Below are 20455 nucleotides of genomic sequence, written 5' to 3' on the forward strand. Positions count from 1 at the left end.
GTGTCCCTATCAGCGGTCCGCCGACGCCACCCGACCCGGCGACAACACCCCCCGGATCATCCGAACGACAGGGGCAGCAAGTCATACCGGGCCGGGCGACCGAGGGTCCCCGACTGGGGACGATCAAAAAGGTAACGGGGGAAACCGGCGGCCTTGAGGATCCCGCGGATCCTCGACCTCCGCCAGCGCGGCGAACAACCCCTGTTTGGCTGCATTGGAGATGGTGGTCAGGCACGGCAAGGGCCGGGCGCGCGCCGCGGCAGCACGATATCGGTCAGTTCTGTTGACATCAACGGGCGCGGTCCTGCCTCGGTCACGATTGTCTCCCGCAACACCAAAACCACCAATAGGCCGCGAGCGTCCTACATGGACTCACCTCCGGAGCAGGACCACCCAAAACCCCACCTCAGGAACCCCTCAACTGACTGCGTAAAGCTCTGCCTGCCGACTGTGAGAATCGAAGCCTGCGGCACCTCCAGCCAGCGCGCAAATTAGATTCCGTCCCGCGCGGCGGAGACCATGATTATCGCGTCGTAGCCGTGCGCTTTCATGTCGGTGTTGCCTGCCACTTCGACGACCGTGTCAGCGCGGTCAAAGCCCATTGCTTCCAGCGCTCTGCGCACGTCTACATCAGTCAGCCGAACCTGATACAGGTCTTCGCCTCCATCGAGGGTGCCGTTGATCGTGTAGTGGTCCGTGTCGTACAAGAACGACGCGAAGAAGTTTCCACGTGGGGAGAGTAAGCTGACGGCCCGTGCCATCACCTTCTCCCACGTCTCCATGCTGTCCGAAGCCGAGTCGAGGCAGAAGAATGCGGTGACCACACCGTACTTCCGATCGTTTGGCGGTGGCGACGCGTCCAAGAGGTCGAGATGTTGCACCGAGACAATCTTCTCGCGAAGTGCTTCCTCTCGCGCCGTCACGCTCTCGTTGCTGGCGTCCCGCCCCTCCACTTCCAGTGCGAGACGAGTGAAATCGCTCCAGTTATGCGCAGCGGGGTGCTTATTTTGCCAACGCAGAACCGCTTCTCGGTTGTCGGGCAAAAAGTCAGAAAGAACTATTTCCGACACGTGCGGCACGGCTTGCAACGCTCTCGATACACATGGGCCGCATCCGAGCTCCAGCATAGCTGGCATTCCCTGAACTTTGAGGTACTCTCGCGCCAAGAACTCTGCGAGCTGGACTTCGTCCTGCACGATCTCGGTGTAGAACGTGCTCAGGTAGCGGTCGGAGAATCCTGCATCAACAAGCTTCCCGTAATCCGTGCCGGTTGTTCCGTGTTCGGGGTGATGTATCATCTCAGATCCCATCGGTGTCGCTCGCAACAGTGAGGGAGGCTTCGACTCTGGCTCCCATTTCGTTAATTTCGTCGATCACTGACCACAGATCTTCTTCCCGTAAGAGCGGGTTGAGTAGAGTTAGTTTCATACAAACCCTTCCCCGGATGCGTGTGGTCGCGATCATCGCCCGACCATCGCGCATCAGTCGCTGGTGTATCTGCCGGTTCACGTCGTCGCTGAGCTGCTCAGCGGCTGTCCTGTACCTGAAGACAAGGCACCCCAGCTCAGGCTTGTGGAGCAGCTCCAGTCGGTTATTAGCATCGATCATGACTCGGCCCCGCTGCGCGAGATGAAGAACGCGCCCGATCATCTCATCGATGCGTTGCCTACCTAAGGTTCTCAATGTCAGCCAGACCTTCAGGGCATCGAATCTCCTGGTGGTCAGCAGGGATTTGTCAACAAGATCCGGGATGCCGGTGGCTTTGTTCTCCAGGGGATTGAGATAATCCGCGCGATGTGTCGTCAAGCCGAATCGCGATGAATCCGCCAGTAGCAAGAGGCCGCAACTTGCCGGTTGCCAGAGCATCTTATGAAAGTCGATACTGACAGAATCGGCGAGATCGACGCCTTCGAGCCGGCTGCGAAACCTCTCCGAAAATGCCAGACCGCCACCGTAAGCGGCGTCTACGTGTAGCCAGATTCCCTCTTGCGCGGCAATTTGAGCGCATTCCATCAAATCATCGATCGCTCCGAAGTCTGTCGTTCCAGCCGTCGCTACCAGTGCAATCGGGATATCCCCTTCGCGCCTTAATCTATTGAGTGTCTTTCTGAGTGCAGCCGTCACGATACGATGATCGTCATCGACATCCACTCGGACGACAGCGTTGGTGCCCAAGCCCAGTTGGGCCGCCGCTTTTTCGATCGAAAAATGGGCGGCCTCTGAGCACACGATCCGAAATCTGTGAGCATCTGGCGGCAGTCCGAGGCGCTTGGCCGGCCAGTCAAGGTTCAGGTCGAGCCAGTGGTCGCGTGCGAGAAGCAGTGCGGCGTAGTTGGAATGAGTGCCACCAGGCGTGAAAGTGCCGTCGGCGGATTCAGGTAGGCCAAACTCTCGACAAATCTGGTCGATGAGCGCCTGTTCGATAATGGTCGCGGCTGGCGATGTTTCGAATACGTCCAGAGATTGATTTAATGCGCTGATAAGAATTTCTGCAAGTAGTGCAGGAATTGCCGGTGGAGCGAGGAGGTGTCCAATAGTTCTGGGATGCGAGAGTGATACTGAGTTACGGATCAGAATTTCGAGATCCTCTGTGATCCGCTCAGCGTCGGTGCCGGCGGAAGGGAACGCATCGATGGTAGCGAAGACGGCAGCGAGTTGCTCCGGTGACAAGCCACTGTAGGGATCCTTCGGTGCGTGCTGCGTCACCACTCTCAGTACGGTCGCCGCCGCGGTAAGGTGCCCATCCAAAGTCGACCCGTTCAAGAAGAATTTGTCGAAATCGTTAGCTTCCTTGCTGTCGGTGAAATGGCTTTTCCGCTGATCCCGGGAGCCGCCAACGTCAGTCGCGCCGTCAGCGGCGTCATCTGCGGATTCGCTTATTGCGCGTTGAGTCATGCTAGCGATCGCCTCCGGAATGCGGGGCCGCTTGGCGGGCCAATATTCGGCGAGCGACCGAAAGGCCGCTCTCAATTGCTCCATCGATGAAGCCGTTCCAACCGTTGGCAACGTCCGATCCGGCGAGGAAAAGGCCACCGTCTGGCTGCTGTAGTCCATGCAGGTACCTAGACATCAGCTCCGGACCGGGCATCGACCAGGTACCCATACTTCTGGAGTCCCTGACCCAATCGTGGGCCCGATGGTCGATGACCTCGGCATCCGGCATAAGGCGACGAACGCCGTCAGAAACACTTTCTGCACTCGCCAGGTCTACGGAGTCGGAATCTGATCCGAATGCAAAGAAGATCGTATCTTCCCCGAGCAGATACTCCGACTGCAGCCACGTGAACGGCAGTGAAGTGGCTCCAGCGCCGAAGTACTCATGGCGCCCTTTGATCTTAACCCAGGCCTTCACGCCGTGTGATGGCTGTCCCGCCTGTATCGCGGCGGACTTCAATGAGGAGAGTTCAGGAAGAAACTTGATACCCGACATGGTGTTCAACGGGATGGCGCATATTACGTTGCCCGCCACAAAGGACTCGCCATCAAGCGTCGATACCTCGATCGATTTGCCTGCCTGCGATACCGACGATACCGCCTTGCCGAGGCGAATGTCCGCTCCAGTCATTTGCGCGTCAAGAGCGAGCGCATCGATGAGGCTTTTCGTCCCAGATTTGATCTTGTACCTATCGACGCAATCCCAGAGGAGTTCGGGCGTGCCACCGGACAAGGCGTACCACCGAAGTACAGCAAGTAGTCCGACCTCCTCAAGGTGCGCGCTGCAACAGGTGGCGAGCGCCGCTTCGGTCAGAACCGCGGTATCAGGGTCGAGGTCAAGGCTGTCGAGCCGATCACGAACTGTCATCGACTCGACTCCCGACACATCTATTCGGAGCGGGTCGTGCGGTCGGGCGAGTAGACCGTAAGCGTCAGCGCAGACCCTCCGCACGCCATCATTGATGCGATCGACGGCGTCGTCGACGGCACCGGTTCTGAACTCGTCGCCAACCACCCAGCCCACCTGTGGAACGATGTCCGAGGCGTGTCGCTGATCCGTTAGGTCGATGCCGGCAAACACGCGCGAACGTGGGCCCTCGTCGGCGGCGACTCCGCTCTCCGCCAAGGTCAGTCCGTACCGGGTGATCTCGGTCCACACATGAGGCTGGTGCCAGTGGACCCACGCGCCGCCCAGTTCAACCTGCTTGCCTGAGAACTCCTTCGTCCACGTTCGGCCGCCCAGTCGGTCGCGCGCCTCCAAGACCAATGTCTGAAGCCCAGAGTTTTGCAGCTCACGCGCAGCGGTCAAACCGGCGAACCCGCCACCAATCACGATGACGTCAGTTGCAGAAGAGGACATTACTCTCCCTTCCAATAGTCCTGGATCGAGCCAAATGATCGATACGACCTGCCGTCATCCCCGCTTGGCGCGAATTGCGCCCGGCCGGTCGGGTGCCCTGATGCGCGCATCCGCGGCATCTGGTCTGTCCGTTACGGAACTCGAAACGGGTGGTCACCCGTGTAGATGCGAGTGGGTCTACACGGATTCGTGCCACTGTGGAGAACGGTTTGTGGCACCGTGCTCATTGGCGGGCGGCTACCAACGGGGCCTTGGACTGTCATCCGTGCTCCTTCAGCCAGTGGCAGCATCGAATTCACTAAATGCAGTTTAAGGGCGCGGTCGGTGACCTTGAATTTGACGACGTCGGTGTCATGTGGGCGGAGATGTTCCAGCCTGCGTGCGGACCCGTGGGTCCGCTGCGGACTTCTTGGGTGATGTCACGGGATCGGCCTCGTTCAGTTACTCAACGGGTTTTCGTCGCCCGACGCCCTCTTGTCTGGCGTCTGTCGGGCCATGTCGGTTCGCGTCGTGTCTTCTGATGTACATCGTGGTTCCGACGTCAGTGCAAAGTGGCACTCCAGACCGGGCCGAGCAGCTACGTCTGCGGCTGATCGAGGTCGGCGAGCGGTTGTTGGTAGGTATAGTCCGGCGTTTGGATCATTGGGTCAAGGGCGAGTTTTGTGAGCGCTGCCCGCTCATCGACGGGGCCATTGACCTTGCCCCTTCAGTAAGGGCTGTCCTCGGACCGGGCTGACAGCTAAGAAGTGCCTTCTGATCTCGGGGTATAGGGCTGTGGAGAGTCCCAAGCTCCTGTCCTGGAAGGCACTTGCTGGGTGAAGGTTGCCGCAACGGGTCCGAAGATCGTTGTGATCGGCGGCGGGCGGGGCGTAGTGGAGCACGTCGGTGCCTGGCTGCTCGCTGATCTGGCCGACGGCACCCAGTGGACCGGCGAAGCCCTGGCCGGCCTGCTGCACGAAGGCCGAGCCGGGTCGAGCACTACCGCCAACCACATCACCGTCCTGGACCGGGCCTCGCGCTGATCCCCGACGTCGTTCGGCAGGGCTTCCCGATCCTTCTGCGTGCCGGTTCGGCCGGCAGTAGCCACGGCTTCGTCGCCCACATTCGGACTCTGCGCCAGCAGCAGCACCTGGACATCCGGTTCTGCGTCGGCGCTTCGATCACCGAACCGGTCCGGACCGCGATCCAGGCCCGCCACCGGCTGGCTCCCCGCCGTCGACCCCCGGGGTGACCGACGCCAAAACGCCGAGGTCCGCGAAATCACTGCCCTGTGCGACGCCGCCTGCTGGCCCGAGGAGAACGGCTTCCTGGTCCGCAGCGAACGCTCGCACCCCCGGCGCTCAACTGACCATGTTTGACATCGTCGGGGGTGGCGGCACCAGGTCGTCCCCACCGACAGCCCACCGGGCGACGGCAGCATTCAACACCTTGAGGTCCGCCACCGCGCTCACGTCCACGTCGAGGACCGCATCCGCTGTGGCGAGGGCACGGTCGGTGTCGTTTTGGTTGGTGTCGACGGTGACCAGGCGGGCTTTGGCCAGGAGTTCCAGGCCCGTGTAGCGGCGTTCCTCGGTCCATTCATCGGTCTGCTCGGGCAGGACCGCGCCGACGAGGCGGATGATCGCCGCCGGTTCGGGAAGAGCCCGAAGACGTCGGTGCGGCGGATCTCCCATTGTTCAGGCGTTCGTGCGGGTTGTTCGACCAGATCTGACGCCAGATCTCGCGCGGGAAGCCGGTGAAGGCTAGGAGGTCGTCGTGGGCGGTGTCGAGGTGCTCAGCCGCGGTCGGAACTTCGCCTCGATCGTTGCGACGACCCGCCGGAACAGAGCGGCGTCGGCGTCGGCGTCGGCGTCGGGCCGGTCGAAGATCGTGCGGACCAGGGTGGCGATCCACGGCTGCGCCGACTTCGGCACTTTCGTGAGCAGGCTGGGCAGGTAGTGAGTGCGGCATCGTTGCCAGGTGGTGCCGGGCAGGGCGGCGACGAGGCCGCTGTGGGCGTCGGAGATGACGAGCTGGACGCCGGACAGTCCGCGGGCGGTCAGCGACCGCAGGAACACCAGCCATCCAGCGCCGCCCCCGTCCGAGGCGACGTCGACGCCGCGGACTTCACGCTGGCCGTCGGCGTTGACCCCGACCACGATCAGGGCGTGGACGTTGACGGTCCGTCCGGCCTCGCGGACCTTCATCGTCGACGCGTCCATCACACGAACGTGTAGTGGGCGGCGTCCAGGGGCCGGTTGCGGAAGGCCATCGACCTGGGTGTCGAGGTGGGCGGCCATCTCCGATACCTGGGACTTAGACGGCTGCCGGATGCCGAGGGTCTCGACCAGCCTCTCCACCCGCCGCGTCGATACCCCGAGCAGATAGGACGTGGCCACCACCGAGAACAGGGCCTGCTCGGCCCGCCGCCGGTGGGTGAGCAGCCAGTCCGAAAAGTAGCTGCCGTGGCTGAGTTTCGGGATCGCCAGGTCGATCGTCCCGGCGCGGGTGTCCCACTCCCGAGGCCGGTAACCGTTGCGGGGGTTGACCCGCTCGTCGCTGCGCTGCCCGTAGCCCGCACCGCAGATGGCATCCGCCTCGGCGGATATCACCGCCTCCGCGAACGTTTGCAACACGTCCGGCGACGCGCCTGCGATCTGCTCGCGCAGCAGGTCAACAGGGTCCACCGCTCTCTGAAGCGGCCATCGCGTCCTCTCTTCCTTCTCTGACTTGGTCGTTTTGAGGGATCGACGCGATGACCCTCTCTCATCTACGCAACATGCCCATCACGCGCAAGTCGTACACCACTCCCGTGGACGCAACTGGTGTAGGGGTTCGAAGTCCCCTCAGCCCCACCAGCAGGGCAAGGGCGGTTCTCGGGTGGTTGAGCGAGTCGTTCCGGGAGAGGGCATTGCTGCACAGTTGCCCGTCCGGGGTGCGGGCCTGGAACTGGCCGCCGAGACCGTCGCGCAGCTGGCTCATCCAGTTCCACATGGTGTCGGGATTGGCCTGGAACGCCCGGTAGCACATCGGGTCCTGCTGCTGCATGGCCGGGTTCGTGTGCTGGTTGCCCCAGGTCTTCCAGCACTGGTAGGCGCGAGTCGCCGGGTTGATGACGGTGCCGTGTGCCTGGGCCGCGCCGACCGAGGGCAGTGCGCCCGCCACCATGGCGAACAGCAGGATCAGCGCCTGGAGGGACCGACGGACGGTTGACCGGGGTCGTCCGCCGGATTGATCGGAATTGGTTGAACGCACGGTTCATCCTCCGTTCTCGGGGGTGATCGGGATGGGAACGCTCCCAAACCCACTGTTACATCCATGTGTCTAAATATCAATGCTAATCTATATAAAATGGGATATGAGGTGGTCAGGGTGGACGCCGCCGATCGGAGGAACCTGGTCAGAGGCCGGCTGCGGCGTCGTACCGGCGACGCTGGTCGGCCATCTCCGACTGGGTCAACGCCTCCTTGAGCGCCAATTCCTCGTACTTGTCCGGGAACATCTGCCGAAGTCGGTCGACGAACATGACATCGGCGGTCGCCTCGACCACCTGGATGCCCGGAGGATTGGTCGACATGTCCATGATCACGGGACCGGCCAGCTTGACCGCCACGTCCCAGGGGCGCTTCTTCTCGGCGACGCCGCACAGGTGGAAGCCGTAGACCGTCCGCACGTCGGTCAGCGCGGCGGCGTCGGTCGGCTCGTACCCGTAGACGCGGACCCCGCAGATCACCGGCGGCTTACCCTCGGTGGCCGCCTGCTGGGCGCCGTGGCCGGCATGGTTGTGCTGCCCCGGGTCGGCCTGTTCGAGCGTCGTCCGCATCCGGGCGGTGATCTGGGCCTGCAGGTCCGCCGGCTTCGCGTCCTGGTCCGCCTGCCTGACCAGTACGACCGCGCCGGCCGACACCGCCAGCAGGATCACCGCCACCCACACCAGGCGGTTGCGATACCACCTGGCGGCATTCTCTGGGGAACTCATCATTGCCTCTCACCTCGTCGCCGGTCTCGGCGTCCTCGCGGACCGGACCGGACGCCCCGGCGGGCACGTCGGCCATCGGGGGCATCTGTCGGGGGCGCGTACGACGGGAACAGCGAGCGGTCCGTCGTCACGGAAATGACCCGGTTGTGCGACAGGCGAGCGTCTGCCCAATCGGCGCGCTGCCGGCACTGCGCTGCTCCCGCGCTGGCCAATTCCAGCGCGGTTGCCCCCGCGCTGTGGCGATACGAGCCATTCCAACACGTCTGGCACCACTCTGGCAACATCGACGTACGTCATTGCAAAATCGGCGCGGCGGTTAGGCGAACCGTTCGGTCGTCACGGTGATCAGCCCCTGCTGTCGCAGCAGGTTCGTGAGGTTCATCAGGGTCTCGCGTGCGGGCAGGACCAGGTGGTAGTCCAGCGCGCGGCCCGAACGTGGGTCGATGATCACGCGTCCGATCCTGAGGCCCCCGCGGATCCGGGGCAAGGGCCCTCCACCCGTCCATAGCAGACCGCGAGCCGGCAGGACCGATCACGTCGCTCATCGGACAGGCCGCAACCCCGGGGCGGCTTCAGGGGTGCATCTGGCATAGGTCGATGCCCGGAAACGCCGGGCTCCACACGGGGAGAAGAAGATGACGTACACCGCTCGACGCAGGTTGCTCGCCGGCACCGCCGCTGGACTGTTGACCGCCTCCCTCGGGGTCGCCCTGTCCTCGACGGCGACCGCCGCACCCGCGAGGACCACCGCCGGCGCCTGCACGATCAGCACGCTGCCCTACCCGACGGACACCTACCGGGCCGAGGCGGACGCCATCGACCCGTCGGGTCGCTTCGTCGTCGGGTCCGCCCTGCGGGTCCTCGACACCGGCAACCAGAACGTGCTGCTGTTCTGGGACGGGCAGCAGCTCACCGAGACCGAGATGCCCGGCCGCAACGGGGTCAACCCGGTCGACGTCAACGAAAGCGGCATCGTGATCGGCAACGGTTGGGCGGACGGCGGCATCAGCCAGCCGTGGACGTACCGCGACGGGAAGTTCGAGCAGTTGCCGCTGCTGCCGTCCACCGCCATCGTCGTCAGCGCCATCAACGCCGCCGGTGACATCGTCGGTTACGGCTCGGACATCGTGCCCGGCGAGTACGTCGGGCTGCGTTGGCCGGCCGCCCGTCCGGGCACGGTCGAGGTGCTCGACGCGCCGGTCAATGCCCAGCCGGTCGGGATCACGCGGAACGGGACCATCGTTGGTCAGGCGGGACCCTTCGGCGACTGGACCGGATGGGTCCGCCGCCCGAACGGCAAGGTCAAGCCGCTCGCGGTTGCCGGTGGTGGGTCGACGGTGGTCAACGCCGCCGGGGGCCGTTGGGCGATCGGCCAGGTTTGGCTCGGCGGTAACAACCCGGCGAAGGTCCGGTGGGACCTGCGCAACGGATCGCACACGATCCTCGACCCGGAGGCGGGGCTCGACGACGTGAACGCCAAGGGCGTCGTGGTGGGCGGTGCCCTGGTCACCCGTGGCGCCACCTCCCGGGTCCTGCCGGGCGGCGGTACCCGGATCAACATCGGCGCCCGGTCCATCGCCGACACCGGTGCCATCGTCGGCTTCCGGAACGCCGACCGGGTGACCCCGGTCCGGTGGACCGGCTGCTGACCTGTCAAACGCGTGGGGCCGGTCCGATCATCGGGCCGGCCCCACCAGCACGTCAGGGCCGCCAGGAACCCGTGGTCGCGAACTGGTGCTGGTACTCCAGCACCCCCGACATGTCGTGCACGTCGAACACCACGCTGCCGGTACGTCTGCTGCCCGCGGCCAGGTCGTTGCCGGCCGGGATCGGCTTGCCGCAGCCGGAGAAGGCGCCCGTCACCGCGTTGGTCTCGGTGCCGTCGGCGGCGACCCACTGGAAGAAGAGCGGGTTCGCCGAGCCGGTGCCCTTGGTCACGGTCACCGTCACGTCCGCGATCACGAACATGCCCTCGTCGGGCTTCAGGCCGTACGTCTTGCAGGGCTTCGTGGCGGTGTGGAACTTCGTCACGGTGATCTCGACGGTGCCGCCGTTGTCGTCGATGACGAGAGTGTCGCCGACGGACATGTTCCGGGCCCTGCCGGCGGCGACTGATGGTACGGGCGAGGGCATGACCCCGGCCGCCGGCTGCCCGGCGTCGCTGGTGACGTCGGGGGTGGGCAGCGCCTCGGTCACGTTGTTGGCGGCGTTCTTCGCGCCGATGACGACGGCCACGATGCCGCCGGCGCAGAACAGCAGGGCGAGCACGGCCGTCGTCACCGCGACGGCGACCACGGTCCGCTGCGACGTTGTCGTCGGCGGGACGGGCGGTGGCATCGTGAGCGGGTGGCCCGGCCCGTCGCCCTGCGGGTACGCGGCGCCGGAGTACGGCGGCGGTACCGGCCCGGTGCCCGCAGCCGACCAGGGGCTGGGCGTCACCGGCGGAACCGTCGGGTCTGCGGCGGACTGCTGCGGTGTGGCCGGGAGCTGCGGCTCCGGACTCGGCTGCTGAAGGTCCTGCGGTCCGACGGGGGGCTGGGGGTGGGTCACCGTACTCCTTGACGCCTCGTACGTGCGGTTCGGGAACGCGCCGACGCTACCTCGCGGCGCCGGGCGGCCGGTCGGCACGCCGGCCCGCGTCCCACGGCCCCGCAGCCCGCCGCGGTGGCCAGCGTGGACGGTGCCGGTCAGCGCGGTGCGAGGACGGCAGCGGTGCGGACCAGGCCGTCGGCGACCACGAACCGGCCGTGGATCGTGCTCGGCGGGTCCGCGACCTCCGCGACCTCCGCCGCGTCCACCCGCGCCGGCGCGATCCGAGCGGTGAACGTGCCGGCGTCCGGGTCGATCTCCAGTCGGGCGTCGTGGAAGTCCAACCAGGACCCGACGACCGGGTGCCAGACCTTGTAGACGGTCTCCTTGGCGCTGAAGAACACGATCGGCCACCGGATGCCGAAGGGAAGTCGCGCGTAGTGCTCCTCCTCCTCGGGCAGCAGCACGAGTCGGCGTACCCCCGCGTCTATCTCGCGGTGCTGCTCGGCGTCCATGCCGACGGACCGCACGTCGGTGGCGCGCGCCGCGGCGGCGGCGCAGTAGCCGGCGGTGTGGGTGATGGCGCCCACCACGCCCGCCGGCCAGACCGGCGCCCGGTTGGCGGCGCTGGGCACGGCCACCACCGGCAGGCCGAGGTCGGCCATGGCCCGGCGGGCACAGACCCGGCCGGCGGTGAAGTCCCGTCGACGGGTCTGCACCGCCTGGTCGCCGAGACACGCCTGCTCCGCGTCGAGGAGGTCGCCGGTCCAGTCGTCGGGCGCGGCGACCGCCACGGCGACCGTTGGCGGCAGGAGATCACGCACGGCGGGGCCCTACCGCCGAGTAGCGAGCAGGCGTTCTCTGGACCGTCAAATTTCTGACTCCCACGACCGGAGAACGTACCGCAAAGATGTAACACCGGAGGGACGCGTCGCGCTCTCCATGATGGCTCCGGGGGGACCACCATCAAGAGCTGCCGAGTCCCGTGAGCATCTGAAGGAGCTGCGATGAGCGATGGCGCCGAACGGCCAGGGGGTCGGGCCGACGACCACGCACCGACGACCCCGGGCTGGAACTGCGGCTCCTGCGGCGACGAGTGGCCGTGCGCGACGAAGCGCGACCGGCTGCTGGCGGAGTACGGGGGTGACCGCGCGATGCTCAGCGTCTACCTGGGCTCCTGTCTCGCCGCCGCCGCCGAGGACCTGCGGGCAGCGCCGGTGATGTCGTTGCAGGGCCGCTTCATCGGTTGGCTGCCGCGGGGGACTCGACGAAGCTGAACCGCCGGTGGCCCCGCCCGACCGGGCGGGGCCACCGACGGACACGGCCGACTCAGGCTCGCCGGGGCCGCCGGGTCAGAGCGAAGCCGACCACCCCGGCCACCGCGGCGAGCACGCCGCCGATGCCGGTCCAGATCCAGCGCGAGCCGAGATCCGGCAGCCAGTCCGTCAGCGAGCCGTCCTCGTCGTCGGCCGCCGGCTCCGGCGTCGGTACGGCGTTGAGCACCGTGCCCGCCTTCGTGTTCGGCACCAGCGGTGCGGCCAGCTCGCCGTCATCGGCTGAGGCGCCCCGGTCGGTGACGACGCCGACCAGCAGGTCCACGTCGACGGGTGCGCCCAGGTCCGGCTCGGGCAGGTCGGTGACCGAGAGCCGGACCACGTACGTGCCGGGCAGCGGGTCGGCCGACCACGGTTCCGCCCAGGGACGGACCTCGCGCAGGGTGCAGCCCAACGCCACGCTGGACGCTTTGCCGTCCACCGTCGGCGTCTGCGCCCCGGCGGTGCACGCCTGCCGCCGGCGCAGCCCGTCGAACACGTCGATCGTCCACGTGGAGGCGCCGCTGCGTGCCTTCGGGAAGGTGACGGTGGCGTTGATCTCGTGGACCTGCCCGGCCGTCGCCGTGAACGACCAGTACAGGTGGTCTCCGACCGAGGCGTCCACGCGTACCGGCTGACCGGCGGTGATCGGCGTGGCGGTGAGGAACGAGGTGCCGGCCCGGGTCACCGGAGTGGCGCCCGGCGACGGGGTGGGGGCGGCCACGGCCGCCGCGGGCAGTAACGCGACCCCGCCGGCGGCGAGCAGCGCCGCCAGCGACCGGAACAGTGCGGTACGCATCAGTTCTCCCTCCAGGTGGCGACCCACCAGCGGGTGAGCAGGCCGGCGATCAGGCCGGTGAGCAGACCCGCCACGGTGAGCAGGGCGAGCAGTACCCAGCCACGGCCGAGATCGGGGCCGTCCGGAGCGCCGGCGGCGGCGACCACGTCGATGGTCAGCTCCACCGGCATGCCGGGCGTCGCCGCGGTGCCCGGGCGTGCGGCGAACGAGTTGCTGACCACCAGGCAGACGGTGGTGGGCTCGACGGCGGGAGTCGGACTCGTCCCGGTGGCGTCCCTGTCGTCGGCGGTGGTCCCGTCGTCGGTGCTGGCCTCGTCGTCGGCGGTGGCCGACCAGCGCAGACCGGCGGAGAGCACGTCGGCACGGCCGCTGCCGGCGTCCGCGCCCCGGACCAGTTCCCGTCCGTCCGCCGCGGTGGCCCGCAGCAGCACGCCGTAGTCCCGGTTCACCGGCCGGTCCAGCGCCATGCTCACCGACGCGCGCAGCTCCTGACCGGGGCGTACGGGCACCCGGTAGTAGCGGTGCTCGGAGAACGACTCCCGGTCGGCGTACACCCCGGGGGCGAGCAGCGGCGCGGACCCGCAGGCGTCCGTGCCGCCGACCACGGTCGGCGCCCGGGTGTGGGTGTCGCCGGCCCGCTCGACGAGCTGTTTGATCCGGCCCGTCAGCTCGTCGGCGCTCTGCGCCGCGGTGTACGTGCCGCCGGTCGCCCCGGCGATGCACAGCAACTGCCGGCGTACCTTCTCGTCGGGTGCGAGGCCGAGCGTGTCGACGACCAGGCTGGTGCCCTGCGCGGCCAGTTCCCGGGCCACCTGGCACGGGTCCGGCGGGGCGCAGGTGTCCTCCCCGTCGGTGATCAGCACGATCCGCCGGGTGGTGGTCCCGGTGCCCAGGTCCTGTGCGGCGGAGCGCAGTGCCAGCCCGACCGGGGTGAATCCGGTCGGCCGGAGTGTCGCCACCGCTGCCTTGGCCGCGGTCCGGTCGACCGGACCGACCGGCACGATCTGTTGGGTGTCCTGGCAGCCGACCTTCTTGTCCCTGCCCTTGTAGGTCGCGCCGAGCACCCGGATGCCGAGCTGGGTCTCCTCCGGCAGCGCGTCCACCACGTCGTTGAAGGCCTGCTGGGCCACCGAGATCCGGCTGCGTCCGTCGATGTCCGCTGCCCGCATCGAGCCGCTGACGTCGAGCACCAGCTCGACCCGGGGTGGCTCGGCCACCTGCTCCTCGTCGGCCGCCGCCGGGACCGGCCCGGTCAGCGCGGTGGTCGCCAACAGTCCGAGAAGGACGGCCGCCGATCGTCTGATGTTGATCACGGCCCGCAGTGTAGTGAGATCCACTTTGGAGGGCCGTCGGGGTGGTTGGTCGTTCCGGACAGCCGGAGCCCCCTCAGGGGGCGCTGGGCCCACGTCAGGTCACCCTCGGTCAACGGCCGGAGGATAGTCCACGGCCCGGCCAGAATCGGTCGGAAATCCGACCCAAGTTGACCCGTTGTGCCGGTGGCGCGCGGTGGTTAAGCTCTTCATGCGCGCCCCAATCGCCCGCTTCCCCCGTGGCAGGCGATCGGGGCGCGCGTCTTTGTCTGGAACTTCTTTGTCTCGAACTTCGCAAGCGCGCATCGGGCCCGCACGCATCACGCGTGCGGGCCCGATGTCCTTCGCGCTGTGCGGCGCGTCGCCTGCCGGTGCTTATATCCAGCGACCGTCGAGCCACATCCGGGCCAGCCAGTCCGAGTACGGGATCAGTTTGCCCACGAAGATCGGGTAGAAGTAGGCGAAGCACAGCCCCACCAGCAGCACGTACGCCCCGGCCGCGATGCTGCCCACCAACCGTCGTTCGTAGCCGGCGTCACCGGGCACCAGGGCTTTCGTCTCACCCACGTCACCGCCGGCCGGGGCGATCAACGCGCCCAGCACGTACACCACGGCGAGCACCAGGAAAGGCAGCGCCGGGGCCGCGTAGAACGAGAACATCGTCCGGCCGTCGAGGGCGAACCAGAACCAGGGCAGCAGACCCGCGGCCACGGTGAGCAGGATCGCGCCGGCCCGCCAGTCCCGACGGGCGATGCCCAACCAGACGAGCGCCACCAGAGCGGGCAGGAACGACCACCACAGCAGCGGAGTGCCCAGCAGCAGGATCTCCGAGGCGCAGGTCGGTGCGCCGCAGGCGCCGTCCCCCGACCAGTGGAAGGCGACCGGGCGGCCGAGCAGCAGCCACTGCCACGGCCACGACTGGTACTTGTGCGGGTCGTCGAGTTGCGCGTGGAAGCCGTACGCGGCGCGGTGGTACTCGAAGAGGTTGACCAGCGCGCCGATCACAGGTGTGTCGCTGAGGGACCCCGTCGGGTACGCCGTCGACGACGCCAGCCGGTAGTAGCCGTCGTCGCTCAGCAACCACCCCGACCAGGTCGCCAGGTAGGTGCCGACCATCAGCACCCCCGCCAGCACCAGCCAGGGCACCTCGTCGAGCAGGGTGTCCCGCCAGGGCCTGCGGACACCGGCCGACCGGCGGAGCCCGACCTCCCAGAGGACGACGAAGAGGGCGAACACCGGCACGAAGTAGAGCGCGCTCCACTTGACCGCGCAGGCGCAGCCGATCAGCACCCCGGCGGTCAGCCGCCACCACGGCCACGTCCGCCAACCGGTCGACGGTCGGCCCGCACGGCCGGGCAGGCTGGGGTCGAGGCCGTCGTCCAGCGCGCGTGCCCAGCGCCGACGCCGGGCGTCCCGGTCGAGCACCAGCGCGCCGAAGGCCGCCAGCACGAAGAACAGCAGGAAGATGTCGAGCAGCGCGGCGCGGGACAGCACCAGGTGGAAACCGTCCAACGCGAGCAGCAGGCCGGCCGCGCAGCCGAGCACCGTCGAGCGGAACATCCGCCGGCCGATGCGGACCAGCAGCAGCACCGACAGCGTGCCGATCAGGGCCGCCGAGAACCGCCAGCCGAACTCCGGCGCGGTGGTGAACAGGTGCCCGCCGACGGAGACCTTCGAATCCGCGTCCTGGTAGCCGAAGGCCCACTCGCCGATGCCGATCAGCCACTTGCCCAGTGGTGGGTGCACCACGTACGACGGGACGTTGTCCTTGTAGTTCCACTCGACGCCCCGGCTGATCAGCCCGTACGCGTCCTTGGCGTAGTACGTCTCGTCGAAGATCTTGCCCTTGGGGCTGGACAGGCCGACGAAGCGCAGGATCGCCGCGATGGCCACCACCACGGCGGTGGCGAGCCACGAGTACGGGTCCATCCGGCTGTCGACGGTGGCGAACCGGCGACGGACCGCAGCGGACACACCCCCGCTGTCGGCAGGCGGCGTCGCCGCTTCCTGATGGGGGCTGGGCTCGCCGGAAACCTCGACCGTTCCTGCCGGCTCGACGCTCGGGCTCTGCGCTGTCGACGCACTCGTCACCCGGCGATCGTAGGCTGCCAGGGTGTCCTGTGGCGCCCGTCGTCCCTGATACCGGTATCCGCTGTCGATGAAGGAGACGATGTCGTGGGTGAAATGTCCGAAGCTGGACGCCTGATCCTGCTCGGCGCCCCGCTCGGCAACCCCGCCGACGCCTCGGTCCGGTTCCGCGAGGTGCTGGCCAGCGCCGACGTGGTGGCCGCCGAGGACACCCGCCGCCTCACCCGGCTGGCTCGCGACCTCGACATCACCGTCGGAGGCCGCATCGTCTCCTACTTCGAGGGCAACGAGGAACGGCGTACGCCCGAACTCGTCGAGGTCATCCTCGGCGGGTACGCGGTGGCGCTGGTGACCGACGGCGGCATGCCGAGCGTCTCCGACCCGGGATATCGGCTGGTCCGGGCCGCGCTGGAGGTTGGCGCCTTGGTCACCGTCGCCCCCGGGCCCAGCGCGGTGACCACCGCTCTCGCCGTCTCCGGGCTGCCCTGCGACCGGTTCTGCTTCGAGGGATTCTTACCCCGGGCCGGAGGCGCCCGCCGGTCCCGCCTGCGCGCGCTCGCCGCCGAGGAGCGCACCCTCGTCTTCTTCGAGGCGCCGCACCGGATCGGCGCGGCGCTCACCGACCTGGCGGGCACGTTCGGTGCGGACCGGCCGGCCGCGCTCTGCCGGGAGCTGACCAAGACGTACGAGGAGGTTCTCCGTCGTCCTCTCGGTGAGCTGGCCCGCTGGGCCTCGGAGACCGAGCCGCGCGGGGAGATCACCCTGGTGGTGGCCGGCGCGCCGGTGACCGCCGCGGAACGCCCCGACGACGAGACCCTGCGCGCCGCGGTCGCCGAGCGGGAGGCCGCCGGACGGTCCCGCCGGGACGCCATCACCGATGTCGCGACCGAGTACGCCCTCCGCCGCCGCGAGGTCTACACGATCGTGCACAGCTGACCCCTCCGCCGCGCTCACCAGGCGGCGGCCAGGAAGCCGAGGGTGATCAGCGTCGGGCCGGCGAGCGCGGCGGTCACCGCCCACCGGCGGTGTCGCCGGCCGGGCAGCCGGGCCGACCCGGTCCACCGCACGATGCCGGCGGCGCAGCCGAGCACCACCACCAACCCGGGCAGCCAGCGCAGGTGCCGGCTCGCGCCGGTGTCGGCGTACGCGGCGCTGCCGTCCGGTCCGGTCATCCGTGCCCGGTGCGCGGTCCCGGGTGCGCCGCCCCCGGCGGGCACGCCACTGACGCGTACGCCGAATGCCAGGAACCGTCCCTCGTCCGCCGTGAAGATCCCCCGGCAACGCTGGGTGAGGCCACCGCCGGCGCAGGAGTCGATGACCACGGTGCCGTCGCGCGCATGCCCGACGGCGAGCCAGAACGGTCCCGCGCTGACCCAGGCGAAGAACGCGGTGACCAGGCTCAACAGCACCAGCACGGCCAATCCGACCAGTGGGTCGGGCGGTACGGCCGTCCGTGCGGTGGCGCGACGACCCGTCGCCGGGGTGCGGGGCCGGGGAGCGGGGTCCTCCCGGACCGGGGTGCCGTCCCAGTGCACCTCCTCGATCGGCGCCCAGAAGGCACCGCCGTCGTCCGGCGGCTCCGTCCCGTCGGAGCGGTACGCGTCCCGGCCGCGGCTCTGCTGACGGACCGGCACCCGGCGCGGCAGCGCGTCCACCGGCGCCCCGGTGGTCGGCTCCACCTCGGCCGTCGCCGCCTGACCCGGTTCGACAGCGGCGGGCGTCGTGCTCCTGGCCGCCGCCGTCCCGGCGTACGAGCCGGCCGGTGGCCTCTCGGCGGCCGGGCCGGCCGGTGGCCCTTCGGCGTACGAGCCGGCCGGTGGCCTCTCGGCGGCCGGGCCTGGCGGGTGCGGCCGGGCCGGGCTGGGCGTGGGCGCAGTCGGGCTGGGGCGCGCCGGGGTTGGCGTCGGTGGCCGGGGGGTGGGGCTCGGCCGCGACCCGGCACCGGCGCGTGGCGCGGGGTCCGGCGCGGCGCCCGGCCGTGGCGTCGGGCTCGGCGCGGGGTCCGGGCGGGTGGCGGCGGTCGGGTCGGCGGCGGGCACCGGGCGGGGTTGGGGCGCGACCGCGCCGCCCCGGGACGCCTCGGACGCCCTGCCGGGCTCGTCGTCGACCGCCGGCCCGGTGGGACGTTCGTCATGGTCCCGAGCCGCTCGTCTGCCAGTCACGAGGTTCATTGCACACCGGCAGCGGGGGCCGAACGGGCAGCTGGACCGCGTGTCGGCGACAAATCGGACCAAAGGCCGAGGGGCTCGGCCCGGTCCGTCGACCCGTCACCCCCTATTGGTTCGCGGGCCCGCCGGACGGGTCACTAGGCTTGCTGCTCATGAGTCACGTTCTCGCGGCAGTGGCCTGGCCGTACGCCAACGGCCCCCGCCACATCGGCCACGTCTCCGGTTTCGGCGTTCCCTCCGACGTCTTCGCCCGGTACATGCGGATGGCCGGCCACGACGTGCTCATGGTCTCCGGCACCGACGAGCACGGCACCCCCATCCAGGTGCAGGCCGACGCCGACGGGGTCACCCCGCGCGAGCTGGCCGACCGGTACAACAGGGTGATCGTGGAGGACCTGCACGGCCTCGGCCTCTCCTACGACCTGTTCACCCGCACCACCACCCGCAACCACTACGCCGTGGTGCAGGAGTTGTTCGAGGGGATGTACCGCAACGGCTACATCGTGCCCAAGACCACCATGGGCGCGATCTCGCCGTCCACCGGGCGCACCCTGCCCGACCGGTACATCGAGGGCACCTGCCCGATCTGCGGCTACGACAGCGCCCGCGGCGACCAGTGCGACAACTGCGGCAACCAGCTCGACCCGATCGACCTGATCGACCCGAAGTCGCGGATCAACGGTGAGACCCCGAAGTTCGTCGAGACCGAGCACTTCTTCCTGGACCTGCCCGCCCTGGCCGAGGTGCTGCGGCAGTGGCTGGACACCCGCGAGGGGTGGCGGCCCAACGTGCTGCGGTTCTCCCGCAACCTGCTCGACGACCTCCAGCCCCGGGCGATCACCCGCGACCTGGAGTGGGGTGTGCCGATCCCGCTCGACGACTGGCGCGACCGCCCCGACAAGCGGATCTACGTCTGGTTCGACGCGGTGATCGGTTACCTGTCGGCCTCGATCGAGTGGGCCCGCCGCTCCGGCGACCCGGACGCGTGGCGGAAGTACTGGTCCGCCGACGGCGCGGGCAAGGACGCCCAGTCCTACTACTTCATGGGCAAGGACAACATCGTCTTCCACTCGGTGATCTGGCCGGCGCTGCTCTCCGGCTACTCCGGTGAGGGCTCCCGCGACGGTGAGCCGGGCGAGCTGGGCCGGCTGAACCTGCCCACCGAGGTTGTCTCCAGCGAGTACCTGACCATGGAGGGGCGCAAGTTCTCCTCGTCCCGCAAGGTGGTCATCTACGTCCGGGACTTTCTGGAGCGCTACGACGCCGACGCGCTGCGCTACTTCATCGCCGCCGCCGGGCCGGAGAGCAACGACACCGACTTCACCTGGGCGGAGTTCCTGCGCCGCAACAACGACGAGCTGGTCGCCGGCTGGGGCAACCTGGTCAACCGGTGCGTCTCGATGGCGGCGAAGAACTTCGGGGCGATCCCGCCGGTCGACCCGGCCGGGCTCACGGAGGCCGACGAGGCGCTGCTCGCCGTCGCCCGGGCCGGCTTCGACACGGTCGGTGACCTGATCGGCCGGCACCGGCAGAAGCAGGCCATCGGTGAGGCCATGCGGGTGGTCGCCGAGGCGAACAAGTACCTCTCCGAGCAGGCGCCGTGGAAGCTCAAGGCCGAGGCCGACAAGCCCCGCCAGGGCACCATCCTGCACGTCGCCCTCCAGGTGGTCAGCGACGCCAACACGCTGCTCACCCCGTTCCTGCCGCACTCCGCGCAGAAGGTGTACGAGCTGCTCGGCGGCACCGGCGTACACGCGCCGATGCCCGTCATCGAGCAGGTCGACGACCTGGACGGGGGTCCGTCGTACCCGGTGCTCACCGGGGACTACACGGTGGGCGCGCGCTGGGAGTCGGTGCCGATCGAGACCGGCCGTCCGCTGACCGCGCCGACGCCGGTGTTCCGCAAGCTCGACCCGTCGATCGTCGACGAGGAGCTGGCCCGCCTGACCAGCTGAGTGTTGGACGGCACGCGGCGGCACGTCCTGCCGCCGCGTGC

General features: G+C 68.5%; 17 protein-coding genes and 2 pseudogenes. 5 read left to right on the plus strand and 14 right to left on the minus strand.

Going from position 1 to position 20455, the window contains the following annotated elements; translation table 11 throughout:
• Window positions 1–491: 491 nt before the first annotated feature.
• Genes gntF through ACLQ25_RS19905 form a run of 3 tightly spaced genes read right to left on the minus strand, consistent with a single transcriptional unit; the run spans window position 492 to window position 4294 of the window.
• The gene (gntF, locus tag ACLQ25_RS19895; protein ID WP_425732316.1) at window positions 492–1310 is read right to left on the minus strand and encodes a guanitoxin biosynthesis pre-guanitoxin forming N-methyltransferase GntF; all 819 of its coding nucleotides are present in this window, start codon (window positions 1308–1310) and stop codon (window positions 492–494) included.
• Window positions 1300–2979 carry a pyridoxal phosphate-dependent decarboxylase family protein gene (locus tag ACLQ25_RS19900; protein ID WP_425732368.1) on the minus strand — a complete coding sequence of 560 codons (1680 nt, stop codon included), beginning with the start codon at window positions 2977–2979 and terminating at the stop codon, window positions 1300–1302. Before ACLQ25_RS19900 ends, gntF begins: the two co-directional genes overlap by 11 nt.
• Window positions 2897–4294 (minus strand): flavin monoamine oxidase family protein, encoded by a 1398-nt coding sequence (locus ACLQ25_RS19905; RefSeq protein ID WP_425732317.1) that lies wholly within the window; start codon window positions 4292–4294, stop codon window positions 2897–2899. The genes ACLQ25_RS19900 and ACLQ25_RS19905 overlap by 83 nt, the downstream gene beginning before the upstream one ends.
• Window positions 4295–5220: 926 nt before the next feature.
• Here ACLQ25_RS19905 and ACLQ25_RS19910 point away from each other — a divergent pair.
• Window positions 5221–5784: pseudogene (locus tag ACLQ25_RS19910) on the plus strand (IS1380 family transposase); the annotation flags it as partial.
• 88 nt (window positions 5785–5872) lie between these two features.
• On the opposite strand, the pseudogene ACLQ25_RS19915 reads toward ACLQ25_RS19910, so the two are convergent.
• The 5 genes and pseudogenes from ACLQ25_RS19915 to ACLQ25_RS19935 all read right to left on the minus strand — a co-directional run.
• Window positions 5873–6031: pseudogene (locus tag ACLQ25_RS19915) on the minus strand (hypothetical protein); the annotation flags it as partial.
• A gap of 5 nt (window positions 6032–6036) precedes the next feature.
• Window positions 6037–6960: an IS256 family transposase gene (locus ACLQ25_RS19920; protein ID WP_425732318.1), complete on the minus strand. Its 924-nt coding sequence runs from the start codon at window positions 6958–6960 to the stop codon at window positions 6037–6039.
• A 79-nt stretch (window positions 6961–7039) separates the two neighbouring features.
• The gene (locus ACLQ25_RS19925) at window positions 7040–7528 is read right to left on the minus strand and encodes a lytic polysaccharide monooxygenase (RefSeq protein ID WP_425732319.1); all 489 of its coding nucleotides are present in this window, start codon (window positions 7526–7528) and stop codon (window positions 7040–7042) included.
• Window positions 7529–7673: 145 nt separating this feature from the next.
• Window positions 7674–8252, minus strand: a complete 579-nt coding sequence (locus tag ACLQ25_RS19930; protein WP_425732320.1) for a hypothetical protein — start codon at window positions 8250–8252, stop codon at window positions 7674–7676.
• Window positions 8253–8568: 316 nt separating this feature from the next.
• Window positions 8569–8703: a hypothetical protein gene (locus ACLQ25_RS19935; RefSeq protein WP_425732321.1), complete on the minus strand. Its 135-nt coding sequence runs from the start codon at window positions 8701–8703 to the stop codon at window positions 8569–8571.
• A 184-nt stretch (window positions 8704–8887) separates the two neighbouring features.
• On the opposite strand from ACLQ25_RS19935, the gene ACLQ25_RS19940 reads away from it, so the two are divergent.
• Window positions 8888–9901 (plus strand): hypothetical protein, encoded by a 1014-nt coding sequence (locus ACLQ25_RS19940; RefSeq protein ID WP_425732322.1) that lies wholly within the window; start codon window positions 8888–8890, stop codon window positions 9899–9901.
• A gap of 52 nt (window positions 9902–9953) precedes the next feature.
• Here the strand turns inward: ACLQ25_RS19940 and ACLQ25_RS19945 are convergent, their stop codons facing one another.
• Together ACLQ25_RS19945 and ACLQ25_RS19950 are read right to left on the minus strand one after the other, a co-directional pair.
• A complete protein-coding gene (locus ACLQ25_RS19945; protein ID WP_425732323.1) occupies window positions 9954–10802 on the minus strand; it encodes a DUF4352 domain-containing protein in 849 nt (282 codons plus the stop codon).
• A gap of 137 nt (window positions 10803–10939) precedes the next feature.
• Window positions 10940–11605: a 4'-phosphopantetheinyl transferase family protein gene (locus tag ACLQ25_RS19950; RefSeq protein ID WP_425732324.1), complete on the minus strand. Its 666-nt coding sequence runs from the start codon at window positions 11603–11605 to the stop codon at window positions 10940–10942.
• 183 nt (window positions 11606–11788) lie between these two features.
• Here ACLQ25_RS19950 and ACLQ25_RS19955 point away from each other — a divergent pair, with 183 nt between their 5' ends.
• Complete coding sequence (locus ACLQ25_RS19955; RefSeq protein ID WP_396801046.1) at window positions 11789–12058, plus strand: hypothetical protein; 270 nt, start codon at window positions 11789–11791, stop codon at window positions 12056–12058.
• A gap of 52 nt (window positions 12059–12110) precedes the next feature.
• On the opposite strand, the gene ACLQ25_RS19960 is transcribed toward ACLQ25_RS19955, so the two are convergent.
• The 3 genes from ACLQ25_RS19960 to ACLQ25_RS19970 form a co-directional block, all read right to left on the minus strand.
• A complete protein-coding gene (locus ACLQ25_RS19960) occupies window positions 12111–12893 on the minus strand; it encodes a peptidase (RefSeq protein ID WP_425732325.1) in 783 nt (260 codons plus the stop codon).
• Window positions 12893–14206: a VWA domain-containing protein gene (locus ACLQ25_RS19965; protein WP_425732326.1), complete on the minus strand. Its 1314-nt coding sequence runs from the start codon at window positions 14204–14206 to the stop codon at window positions 12893–12895. Before ACLQ25_RS19965 ends, ACLQ25_RS19960 begins: the two co-directional genes overlap by 1 nt.
• A gap of 372 nt (window positions 14207–14578) precedes the next feature.
• Window positions 14579–16132: a dolichyl-phosphate-mannose--protein mannosyltransferase gene (locus ACLQ25_RS19970; protein ID WP_425732369.1), complete on the minus strand. Its 1554-nt coding sequence runs from the start codon at window positions 16130–16132 to the stop codon at window positions 14579–14581.
• A 255-nt stretch (window positions 16133–16387) separates the two neighbouring features.
• Between ACLQ25_RS19970 and rsmI the strand changes: the two genes are divergently transcribed.
• A complete protein-coding gene (gene rsmI / locus ACLQ25_RS19975; RefSeq protein ID WP_425732370.1) occupies window positions 16388–17227 on the plus strand; it encodes a 16S rRNA (cytidine(1402)-2'-O)-methyltransferase in 840 nt (279 codons plus the stop codon).
• A 14-nt stretch (window positions 17228–17241) separates the two neighbouring features.
• Here rsmI and ACLQ25_RS19980 read toward each other — a convergent pair whose 3' ends face one another.
• On the minus strand, window positions 17242–18453 hold the full coding sequence (locus ACLQ25_RS19980; RefSeq protein ID WP_425732327.1) for a hypothetical protein: 1212 nt from the start codon (window positions 18451–18453) through the stop codon (window positions 17242–17244).
• A gap of 158 nt (window positions 18454–18611) precedes the next feature.
• Between ACLQ25_RS19980 and metG the strand changes: the two genes are divergently transcribed.
• Window positions 18612–20414 (plus strand): methionine--tRNA ligase, encoded by a 1803-nt coding sequence (gene metG, locus ACLQ25_RS19985; RefSeq protein ID WP_425732328.1) that lies wholly within the window; start codon window positions 18612–18614, stop codon window positions 20412–20414.
• The last annotated feature ends 41 nt before the right edge of the window (window positions 20415–20455 follow it).

The sequence above is a fragment of the Micromonospora sp. DT44 genome (assembly GCF_049841635.1).
Taxonomy (GTDB): Bacteria; Actinomycetota; Actinomycetes; order Mycobacteriales; family Micromonosporaceae; genus Micromonospora.

Bases quoted from the DNA above. Each gene is read 5' to 3' on its own strand.
- ACLQ25_RS19930 (WP_425732320.1), bottom strand. From the start codon at position 8,252: ATGAGTTCCCCAGAGAATGCCGCCAGGTGGTATCGCAACCGCCTGGTG.
- ACLQ25_RS19905 (WP_425732317.1), bottom strand. From the start codon at position 4,294: ATGTCCTCTTCTGCAACTGACGTCATCGTGATTGGTGGCGGGTTCGCC.
- gntF (WP_425732316.1), bottom strand. From the start codon at position 1,310: ATGGGATCTGAGATGATACATCACCCCGAACACGGAACAACCGGCACG.
- ACLQ25_RS19955 (WP_396801046.1), top strand. From the start codon at position 11,789: ATGAGCGATGGCGCCGAACGGCCAGGGGGTCGGGCCGACGACCACGCA.
- ACLQ25_RS19900 (WP_425732368.1), bottom strand. From the start codon at position 2,979: ATGGAGCAATTGAGAGCGGCCTTTCGGTCGCTCGCCGAATATTGGCCC.
- ACLQ25_RS19940 (WP_425732322.1), top strand. From the start codon at position 8,888: ATGACGTACACCGCTCGACGCAGGTTGCTCGCCGGCACCGCCGCTGGA.
- ACLQ25_RS19960 (WP_425732325.1), bottom strand. From the start codon at position 12,893: ATGCGTACCGCACTGTTCCGGTCGCTGGCGGCGCTGCTCGCCGCCGGC.
- rsmI (WP_425732370.1), top strand. From the start codon at position 16,388: ATGTCCGAAGCTGGACGCCTGATCCTGCTCGGCGCCCCGCTCGGCAAC.
- ACLQ25_RS19970 (WP_425732369.1), bottom strand. From the start codon at position 16,132: ATGGACCCGTACTCGTGGCTCGCCACCGCCGTGGTGGTGGCCATCGCG.
- metG (WP_425732328.1), top strand. From the start codon at position 18,612: ATGAGTCACGTTCTCGCGGCAGTGGCCTGGCCGTACGCCAACGGCCCC.